Raw genomic sequence first — 9,525 nt, forward strand, 5'->3', positions numbered from 1 at the left:
GGGGCGGGCGGAGGCGGTGCCGTTCCCGCCGCCGGGCAGGTGCAGCTGGGCCAACGGCTCTGGTGGAACGGGGAGTTGGCCGGGGTCGGGGTCCGTCGGTGTGGGCGGCGGGTCGGTGGTCGGCGGGGGTGCCGTCGGGTCTACGCCGTTGCCCAGGAGCGACCAGTCCACCGGGGCGAGGCCGCTCAGCCGGGCGATCCACAGCGCGTCGAGGGCGTCACCCGCTTCCGGCTCGCCGCTCGCGCCCAGCAGCCGGGCGAGTTCCTCGCGCAGGATGTCGTCCTGCACGGCCGGCTCAGCCCCGGTCCAGCGGACGCAGCAGGTCGTCGCGGAGCAGGGATTGGCCGGTGTCGTCGTCCCAGAGTCCGCGTTCGGCCATGAGCAGCGCGTTGAGCAGCTGGTCGTTGGCAAGGGGCCCCAAATCCCGCTGCCGGGTGAGGAATTCACCGATGAGCTTGGCCCGCGCACCGGTCGGTTCGGTCACGGGTGTATTGGGCGGGTCGAGGTGGGCGGCGACGATGCCGGCCAGCCGTTTGGCGTCGGCCGCCTTGATCTCCAGCCGGACGCAGCGGCGCAGGAAGGCCATGGGGAACTCGCGTTCCTCGTTGCTGGTGAGCACCACGAACGGGAACTGAGCACAGGCCACTTCGCCGCCGTGGACCGTCACCTTCGCGCGGTCGGCGGTGGTCACCTTCTGCGGCTTCCCGCCGAGCCGGGCCAGTTCGGGGATGAGGAACTCGCCTTCCTCGAAGACGTTCAGCAGGTCGTTGGGGAAGTCCATGTCGCTCTTGTCGATCTCGTCGATGAGCAGGACCCGGGGACGGCTCCAGGGCAGCAGCGCGGTTCCGAGGGGGCCGAGCGACAGGTACTTGCCGATGTCGGGCGGTTGGTGTGCCGGGGTGTGGTGGCCGGTGAGGGAGCCCGCGTTGCGCAGCCCGGCGTCGTAGAGGCGGCCGATGGCGTCGTACTCGTACAGGCCGTCCTTGAGGGTGGAGCGGCTGGTGATGGCCCAGCGCAGGACGGGGCCGAGCTTCAGTTCGTGGGCGACCGCGTAGGCGAGGGTGGACTTTCCGGTTCCGGGTTTGCCGGTGAGCAGCAGCGGGCGGCGCAGGTGCAGGGCGAGGTTGACGAGGTGGATCTCCCGTTCGCCGGCCTGGTAGCGGGCGCCCAGGTCGGCCCGGCCGAGGTGGCGCTGGACGGCGTCGCCGTCGGGTGCGTCGGGCGGCTGGAGCACCCGCTCGGGCACCGCGGTGCCCTGGCGGAAGGCCCGCCACGGGGGTGCCGGAGGCAGGTCTTCGATGCCGTCGTGCGGGGTGCCGGTGCCCCGGTAGACCCACCAGTCCTGCGTCTGCGTCATGTCGCTCCTTCTTCGGCGCCGCCGATACCGGACATCTGGGGGTCCTGGCCGCTGAACACACAGGTGGGGTCGTCCCACAGCAGGCTGATGTTGTTGCCGACGCTCAGGGAGTCACCGCGCTCGCGCTTGCGCGCCTGGAGCACGCTGCGCGGCAAGTCCGCCAGCAGGGCGGGTGGTTCGGCGCTGCGGAGCGCGTCCAGCAGCCTGTCGGGGTCGCCCTTGTCCCGCCGCCAGACCATGACGGGGATGCCGTCTTCCAGGATGGCGTCGCGTACGGCGTCCCGGACGAGGACATCATGGTGGTCGTACGCCATGGTCAGGCCCAGGCAGGCCAGGTCGGCGTTGGTCCGCAGCCAGTCCTCGATGTCCGCGGGGTGCGTCAGCCGCAGCGGCGGGAACTTCCCCTGCGGGCAACTCCACTGTTCCTTGGGCGGGTTGTGGCCCTCGGCCGGCTCCCCCGGTGTGTCCTTGCTGAGCCAGCCGATGCGCTGCAGGGCGTCACCGGGTGGGCAGTCGCGGTCGAGCGCTCTCCAGCGGCGGATCCACTCGTCGTGGATGGTGCTGTCCTTGTAGCGGGTCAGGGACCGTACGACGACCTGGCAGCTGCGGCTGAGGGGAACCTCGGCCGACCCGCTCGGCCACAGTTCGGCGGGGTACCCGAGCAGCGAGTGCGGCAGCAGGAACTCCACGCGCCGTCTGCGCACGTCCCGGACCGCCTCCGCCTGTTCCCGCCACTCGGCGAGGAACTTGTGTCCACGGTCCGTGAGTTCACCGCCGGTGATGAGGCCGGGCACCGTCCTGGAGCCCCGGAAGACCGGGCGATCGGTGCCGACGAGTTCGTAGAGGAAGCCGTGCAGGGAGTAACTGCGCTCGGCGGCCGGCAGATCGCTCGGAGCCCCCGCCTCCTCGACCCGTATCTGGATGATGACCTGCCGTTCCATGCCCGCCGGTGCTGGTTCCGGTGCCGGTGTCGCCGGGTGGCCGCCGGGGGCCTTGCCACCGTGCCGGTCCTGGATCCGCGCCAGTTGACGGGCGAGCCTGTCGCCGCCCGGCCCCTCCAACACGGCTTCCTCGCCGAGGAGTTCGAGGAACCGCAGCAGCCGTCTGCGCGGGGCGTCGGGGTCGGCAGGGTCCTTCATGGGCTCGTACAACCGCGACAGGACCTTCGGGAGGGGGCCGTTCCCCAGTGGGGGGCCGTCGCCGCGGTGCTCGGACGCGTACTGTGATCGCGCCCTCAACCCGAACTCCGGCTCGTACAGCTGCAGTTCGGCGACGGCCTCCAGCATGGACGCGGTGGGCAACGGGCCGGGCTCGGTCATGATGGTGACCGCGAGGTCGAACCAGGCGGCACCGATGTCGTCGCCTTCCAGCTCCAGCAACGCGTCCCGCAGCAGCGGCAGTTGGCCCTTGCGCCGAGCGGTGTGGACCATCGCACGCAGATGGTCCGCGGTGACCGGGTTCGCTCGTACGGCGTCCCGGAGCGGGGGACCGACCTCGTCGAGCAGATCGAGTCGGCCGTCCACCGACTGCAGCCGTCTTATGCCGGCCAGCGTCTGCACCAACAGCCGGATCGTCTTCGATCTCACGCGCGGGTCGGCCAGGTGCCCGGCTCCGCCGCCGACCAGCCGCCGCCAGCGGGACACTCACGCCTCCCCGAGCGGGAGCCCGGAGGCCACGAGCACGACACGCACCCGCTCGGTCCCGATGTCGTCCGGCGCGCTGTCGGCCAGGGCGAAGTACATGGCCGTCAGTACCGCGTCACGCGTCAGGGTGCGCTCGGTGCGGTGGACGAGTGCCCGCAGATGCGTGCGGGCCTGAGGGCTCTCGGCCACCTCGAACGGACGGCCGAGGCCGAGCGTCCGGCCCATCTCGGCGACCAGTTCGTGGCGGTCGGCCAGCCGGTGCAGCGCCTCGCAGGCCATGAGGGCGTCCAGCAGGGCCTTCGAGTCGGGGAACGTGAAGGTCGCGGGAGGGGGTTGCGGGGGCTCGACCGGGGCCGGCGCGAGGACCGGCGGGGGAAGCGTCAGCGGTACCGGGCCCGGCACCGGCCCGGCCTGTCCGCCCGGAGCCCCGCCGGTCCGGTCGCGTGGCGGCAGCACCGGTACCGGCCCCACCGCGGGCGGCGTCTCGTACGGCTGCCCGGTCAGCCGCCGCAGCAACCGCTCCGCGCCGGCGACGGTGAAGTCCTCGACGGCATAGTTCGAGGTGGTGTGGGGCCCCAGCCACAGCGGCAGGTCGTCGACGGACCCGCCGGGCAGGACGACTGGGACGATCCGGTCGAGAGCCGCGGCCTGATCGACGTAGACGGCCTCACGGAGCAGAAGGCCCTCCCACTGCACGCCGGCCCCCACGCCGGCGGGTGCGTCGCCCTCCGCACGCCGTTTGTACTCCGGCGAGGCGACGGTGATCACGTAGCGGCTGTCGCGGATGCCCCGCAGCATCCACACGGCCCAGTCCTGGCGGCGGTCGTCGGCCGCCAAGTCCAACTGGGCGTCGATCCCGCACGAGCGCAGAAAGTCCGCGAACGCCCTTACCTGGTCTACATGTTTCTGATCGTCGTGGGCGTACGACACGAACACCCGCACCGGCGACACCTCTGCACTCATGTGGCCTCCCCCTTGCCCTGCAGCGCACCACGAGAGTGGATACATGATGGCCCAACACCGGCCGCCGGGAGCCTCGTTTGCTGATACGCCGTCACGCACCGGGCGCCGCACCACCCCCAGAGGCCTCCCAGGAAACCCGCGTCCCCGCGCACAACACACCAAGGTCAGCCCCCAGTTGACGCGCAAGCGCATACCAACCGCCCAGTTCGCCGAAAAGCACCCACACCCCCCAACCGGCGAGTAACATGCGTGACCCGCTCCGCCTAACTCCCTGCGGTCCGCCGCCACGGACCCGAGCCACGCAAGGAGCACGGGATGTCCTACGACCCGTACCCTCCGCCTGATTCACCCGCCCCGTACGACCCGTACGACCCTCATGACCCGCACGCCCCGTACCCGTACGACGCCTACCCCCCGCACAGTTCGCACGCCCCGCACGACCCGTCCCCGCCCCGCCTCACCTACCCCTGGCAACCACCCCCGCCGCCACCCGAACGCCGCCGCCCGCCCCGCCGTCCCGCCCTCGGCAACCATCGTGATCTGCGCGTCCTGCGCGGCGCGTACCGGCGTCAGCGGCGCGTGGCGAGCCTCACCGCGCTCGGCTACTTCTGCCTCTTCCTCGCGCTGTCCGCGTTCGCGCCCCCGCTGATGTCGAGCACCGTCGTCGCCGGTGTGCCCACCGGGCTGCTGCTCGCGCTGGTCCAACTGCCCGTCACCTGGCTGGCGATAGCGCTCTACGAGCACACGGCCCGGCGGCACGTGGACCCCCTCGCGGAGCGCATCCGCAAGCAGGCCGAACTGGACGCCAGACGGGAGGCGGCACGATGACCTCGATGAGCGCGATGGCCGGCTTCAGGGACTCCTCACAGACCATGTCCCTGGTGGCCTTCACAACCGTCGCCACCCTCACGCTCCTGCTCTGCGTGCTGACGGGCCCCGACCGCGACGGCCTCGACGAGTTCTACACGGGGTACGGCTCCCTCTCGCCGCTGCGCAACGGCCTTGCCATAGCGGGTGATTACATCTCCGCGGCGAGCGTGCTGGGCACGGGCGGGGTGATCGCCCTGTACGGCTACGACGGGATGGTGCTCGCGCTGAGTACGGCGCTGTCGCTGATGCTGCTGATGTTCCTGCTGGCCGAACCGCTGCGCAACGCGGGCCGGTTCACGATGGGCGACGCGTTCGCCCGCCGGATGCCGGGGCGGTCCGTGCGGATGGTCGCGTGCGCGGTGACCGTCACGGCGCTGATGCCGCTGATGCTGGTCCAACTCGCGGGCGCCGGACAGCTGTTGGCGTTCATCCTCGGGTTCTCCAGTGAGTCCCTGCAGACCGGCTGCATCATCGGCCTGGGCGCGCTGATGATCAGCTACGCGGCGATCGGCGGCATGAAGGGCACGGCCCTCATCCAGATCCTGAAGATCGTGATGCTGATCGGGTCTGGGGCCGTGATCGCCGTACTCGTCCTGCAGCGTTTCCACTGGGACCTGGGTCTCTTCTTCGACACGGCGGCGCGGCGGAGCGGGGCCGGAACGGCCTTCCTGCACTCGGGACTTCAGTTCGCCGGCGGACCGAGTCCCCGCCTCGACATGATCAGCTCGCAGCTGACCGTCGTCCTCGGCGGCGCGTGCCTCCCGCACATCACGATGCGCATGTACACCGCGTCGAGCGCCCGGCAGGTGCGGCGGTCGATGTCGTGGGCGGTGTCGAGCGTGGCACTGTTCGTGGTGATCGTGACGGTCGTCGGGTTCGGTGCCACGGCGCTGGTCGGGCGGGCGGCGATCGCGCGGGCCGACCCGCAGGGCAACACGGCGTATCTGCTGGGCTCGCGGGCGGTGTTCGGGGCGGACGTGTCGACGGCGGAGACCCTGCTGTTCACCGCCGTCACCACGGCCGTGTTCCTGACCCTGCTCGCCTCGGTCGCCGGGATGATCCTCGCCTGCGCCAACTCCCTCGCCCACGACGTCTTCGCGGCCCGCGTCGAGGAGATGCCGGTCCGCCGCGAGATGACACTGGCCCGCTACTCGGCGCTGGCGGTGGGCGTTCCGGCGATCGTGCTGGCGACGCTGATCCAGCACCGGGGCCTGCAACCCCTGGTCACCCTGTCCTTCTGTCTGGGCGCCTCGGCCATAGCGCCCGCCCTGGTCTACAGCCTCTTCTGGCGCCGGTACACGCGAACGGGCCTGCTCAGCACACTCATCGGCGGCACGCTCGGTGTGCTGCTGCTGATGCCGGGCACCAACCTGGTCTCCGGTTCGCCGGCCGCCGCCTTCCCGGGCGCCGACTTCAACTGGTTCCCCTTCACTACCACCGGGCTCGTCACGATCCCGCTCGGCTTCGCCTGCGGCTGGCTCGGCACGGTGGCCTCGGGACGGCAGAAGGAGGAGGAACAGCGCAGGCGGTACGAGGCGATGGAGGGGTCGATCCTGGCGGGCGCGGTACGCAGAGGCGAAGGGGCGCAGAATGACCGACGGAAAAGCCCCGCATGACCGCCGTTATAGCCGTGCATGACTCGTTCTTTGCCACACCACCACCTCGACTCCCGCTGTTCACCGGTCCTTTCCAGACTCTGCACGTCCGAGCGTGAAGGTCCCTGCATTCAGCGGGAGTTGAACATGAGCCACGGCCACAGTCACGGCGACCACGGTCACCACCACCATCACCACCACGGGGACGGGGACGCCACCTCACTGCCTCCCGCCCTCGACACCTCCGTCCCCGACGAGGAGTTGACGCCCAGTCAGCTGTCGCGGCGGGGCATGCTGCGCCGTACCGGACTGCTCGGCGCGGGACTTGCGGCGGGCAGCGTGCTCGCCGGCGCGGGGGAGGCAGCCGCGTCGGTGCAGCAGCAGGCGGCCAAGTCGTCGAAGGGCAACGGCGATTACCTGTGGCTGGCCGGCGACCACCACATCCACACGCAGTACAGCAGCGACGCGAAGTACCGGGTCATCGACCACGTACGCCAGGCGAACGCGCACGGCCTGGACTGGATGGTCATCACCGACCACGGCAGTGTCGCGCACGCCAAGATCGGTGTGGAGAAGGTCAATCCGGACATCGTCGACGCCCGTGACAAGACCGACGACACCCTCGTCTTCCAGGGCCTGGAGTGGAACATCCCGGGCGCCGAGCACGGCACCGTGTTCGTGCACCCCGGCGCCAACGAGGTAGCCGTACTCAAGGAGTTCGAGAACTCCTTCGACGGCAGCGTCAACAACGCGAGCGGCAACTCCCCCGCCAACGAGGCCCTCGCCATCGCGGGCGTCAACTTCCTCGCCGACCAGGTCCGCCGCCGCAAGGTCAAGGACGCCCTGTTCCTCGCCAACCACCCGGCGCGCAAGGGCATCGACTCCCCGCACGAGATCCGTGGCTGGCGCGACGCGCAGCCCTCGATCGCCGTCGGCATGGAGGGCGCCCCCGGCCACCAGGCGGGCGGCATCCCCAAGCCGAACGGCCCGGGCGGCGGACGCGGTATCTACGACGGCAGCCCGAGCGCGGACTCCTTCCCCGGTTACCCGCTGGAGAGTTACCGCACCTGGGGCGGCTTCGACTGGATGACGGCCACCGTCGGCGGCCTGTGGGACAGCCTCCTCGCCGAGGGCAAGCCCTGGTGGATCACCGCCAACTCCGACTCCCACAACGTCTACGCGGACACCGCCGTACGCGGCCCGGGCGGCGACTTCAACGCCAACGGCCGCTACAACGACCCGGTCTACGGCACCGGCATCAGCCTCACCGACACCGACTTCTGGCCCGGCCAGTACTCCCGCACCCACGTCGGCGCGGCCTCCTTCTCGTACAAGGCGGTCATGGACGGCATCCGCGCGGGCCGCGTCTGGGTCGACCACGGCGGCCTGATCAGCGGCCTCGACGCCCGCCTTTCCGCCGGTGGCCGCGAGGTCACGCTCGGCGGCGCGCTGCACGTCCGCCGCGGCGCCCAGGTCGACCTGGTCATCCGCATCAGCCTGTCCAACGGCCCCAACTGGGCGCAGTTCCAGCCCTCGTTGGCCCGCGTCGACGTCATCCAGGGCGATGTCACCGGCCCGGTGGCGGACAAGGACACCTTCGCGACCCCGAAGACGAAGGTCGTCAAGTCCTTCGAGGTCGACAAGTCCACCGGCACCGTCCGCCTCACGTACTCCCTCGGCCGCCTCGACAAGCCGGTCTACGTCCGCCTCCGCGGCACCGACGGCAACCGCTCCGCCGTGGGCGCGGGCGGCGCGGCCGTAGACCCCGTAGGCCCCGCGATGGACGTCCTCGGCGACGCCGACCCGTGGAAGGACCTCTGGTTCTACTCCAACCCGATGTGGGTCCTCCCCGCATGAGCACGTCCTACGACCCGTCCGGCGTCCACCCCGTCCTCGGGGTGGACGCCGGCACGACGACCCTCCGCGAGGCCGACCAACTGATCCGCGACCTGACGACCACCCTCGCGCTGCCGCCGGGGACGGTCGCGTGCACGCACCTGATCCGGACGGATGCCCGCCGGGGGACGGCCGTATCGCTGGAGTTGCCGGACAGCGAATCGGCGGAGAAGGCCTGGCGGCTGCTCACGGACTCGGAGCCGAGCACGCCCCTGGGCGACCGCGAAGCCGCCGCCCTGGCCGCGGCCGAGCACGCGGCGCGGCGATCGGGACGGGCGGTGCTGTTCCCCGGCGCGGAACGGCTCACGGGCACGATCCCCCTGGCCGACCTGCTGGAACTGACGGCCATCGACCGGGTGATCGTGGTGGGCGCCACGTCGGGCGACGCCCCGGCCCCTGTCACACCCGTACACACCCAGGACCACGTACGACCCGAGTGGCGCGAGGGACAACTGGTGCTGGCCCTGGTCCCGGCAGTGGGCAACACCCTGGCACCGTTCGAGGTCCCCAACCCGACACCTTGCTGCGCCGATCACGGGTGACTTGGAGCGCCGGACAACTGTCCCCACCCAAGGGGCGCGGGGCTGTATCGATATGCGGCTCCGCCGCGTGAGCGCGACCGGCCCCCCACCGGGCCCGCACACGACCGACCGCAACCGCGCCCCAGCTCACTCAGCCGCCGCCCGCCCCGTGAGCGCGGTCAAACTGCTCCGCACATGATCCATGTGCGCCTGCACGTCATCCCAGGTCTCCCCGTGCTCACGCAGCACGCGCTCGGTGTCCCGAGCGATCCGTTCCGCCCGTACCCGCGCCTCCGCCACCACCTCCGCAGCCCGCTCCGCCGCCTCCTCCTGCCGGCGCCGGTCCGACAACTCGGCCTCGGTGAAGGCCTGTTCGGCCTCGGCCAACGCAGCCTCCGCACAAGCCATCCGCTCGGCGCACTGAGCGTCCACCGCGGCCACCCGCTCCTCCGCGAAGCGCTCCGCCTCGGCCCACCGCTCGGCGTGCTCCTTGGCCTGCTCACCCAACATCCCGGCGGTGCGCTGCCGTACGTCACGCAACGCGGCGAGCGCCTCCGTGCGCCCCTCCTTCACCTCGCGCCGGGCGCCGATCCGGATGTCGTCGGCTTCGGCGCGGGCCGCGAGAAGCCGCTGACGGGCGCGTTCCTCGACCTGCGCGCGGAGCGCGTCCGCGTCCTCGC

At 71.3% G+C, this 9,525-nt stretch carries 7 protein-coding genes and 2 pseudogenes; 4 read left to right on the forward strand and 5 right to left on the reverse strand.

The annotated features are described in order from the left end of the window. From R6V09_RS37135 to R6V09_RS37150, 4 genes and pseudogenes are all read right to left on the reverse strand, one after another. Nucleotides 1–288 (reverse strand): annotated as a pseudogene (locus R6V09_RS37135) (hypothetical protein); the annotation flags it as partial. 7 nt (nt 289–295) lie between these two features. Further along, on the reverse strand, nt 296–1,357 hold the full coding sequence (locus R6V09_RS37140; protein ID WP_317885878.1) for an AAA family ATPase: 1,062 nt from the start codon (nt 1,355–1,357) through the stop codon (nt 296–298). Further along, a complete protein-coding gene (locus R6V09_RS37145; RefSeq protein ID WP_317885879.1) occupies nt 1,354–3,000 on the reverse strand; it encodes a VMAP-C domain-containing protein in 1,647 nt (548 codons plus the stop codon). The genes R6V09_RS37140 and R6V09_RS37145 overlap by 4 nt, the downstream gene beginning before the upstream one ends. After that, on the reverse strand, nt 3,001–3,963 hold the full coding sequence (locus R6V09_RS37150) for an SEFIR domain-containing protein (RefSeq protein WP_317885880.1): 963 nt from the start codon (nt 3,961–3,963) through the stop codon (nt 3,001–3,003). Nucleotides 3,964–4,278: 315 nt separating this feature from the next. Here R6V09_RS37150 and R6V09_RS37155 point away from each other — a divergent pair, with 315 nt between their 5' ends. The 4 genes from R6V09_RS37155 (at nt 4,279) to R6V09_RS37170 (ending at nt 8,866) form a co-directional block, all read left to right on the forward strand. Then, nucleotides 4,279–4,791 (forward strand): DUF485 domain-containing protein, encoded by a 513-nt coding sequence (locus R6V09_RS37155; protein ID WP_317885881.1) that lies wholly within the window; start codon nt 4,279–4,281, stop codon nt 4,789–4,791. Continuing rightward, on the forward strand, nt 4,788–6,449 hold the full coding sequence (locus R6V09_RS37160; protein ID WP_442810216.1) for a sodium/solute symporter: 1,662 nt from the start codon (nt 4,788–4,790) through the stop codon (nt 6,447–6,449). The genes R6V09_RS37155 and R6V09_RS37160 overlap by 4 nt, the downstream gene beginning before the upstream one ends. A gap of 126 nt (nt 6,450–6,575) precedes the next feature. Continuing rightward, nucleotides 6,576–8,285 carry a PHP domain-containing protein gene (locus R6V09_RS37165; RefSeq protein WP_317885882.1) on the forward strand — a complete coding sequence of 570 codons (1,710 nt, stop codon included), beginning with the start codon at nt 6,576–6,578 and terminating at the stop codon, nt 8,283–8,285. Continuing rightward, nucleotides 8,282–8,866 carry a hypothetical protein gene (locus R6V09_RS37170; RefSeq protein WP_317885883.1) on the forward strand — a complete coding sequence of 195 codons (585 nt, stop codon included), beginning with the start codon at nt 8,282–8,284 and terminating at the stop codon, nt 8,864–8,866. Before R6V09_RS37165 ends, R6V09_RS37170 begins: the two co-directional genes overlap by 4 nt. A 126-nt stretch (nt 8,867–8,992) precedes the next feature. Here the strand turns inward: R6V09_RS37170 and R6V09_RS37175 are convergent. Beyond that, nucleotides 8,993–9,525, reverse strand: a pseudogene (locus R6V09_RS37175) (cellulose-binding protein); the annotation flags it as partial.

Source organism: Streptomyces sp. W16, from assembly GCF_033194735.1.
In the GTDB taxonomy this organism is placed as follows: domain Bacteria; phylum Actinomycetota; class Actinomycetes; order Streptomycetales; family Streptomycetaceae; genus Streptomyces.

Excerpts from the sequence above, each read along its gene's own strand:
- R6V09_RS37140 (WP_317885878.1), bottom strand. The coding sequence starts at position 1,357 with ATGACGCAGACGCAGGACTGGTGGGTCTACCGGGGCACCGGCACCCCG.
- R6V09_RS37150 (WP_317885880.1), bottom strand. The coding sequence starts at position 3,963 with ATGAGTGCAGAGGTGTCGCCGGTGCGGGTGTTCGTGTCGTACGCCCAC.
- R6V09_RS37155 (WP_317885881.1), top strand. The coding sequence starts at position 4,279 with ATGTCCTACGACCCGTACCCTCCGCCTGATTCACCCGCCCCGTACGAC.
- R6V09_RS37160 (WP_442810216.1), top strand. The coding sequence starts at position 4,788 with ATGACCTCGATGAGCGCGATGGCCGGCTTCAGGGACTCCTCACAGACC.
- R6V09_RS37165 (WP_317885882.1), top strand. The coding sequence starts at position 6,576 with ATGAGCCACGGCCACAGTCACGGCGACCACGGTCACCACCACCATCAC.
- R6V09_RS37170 (WP_317885883.1), top strand. The coding sequence starts at position 8,282 with ATGAGCACGTCCTACGACCCGTCCGGCGTCCACCCCGTCCTCGGGGTG.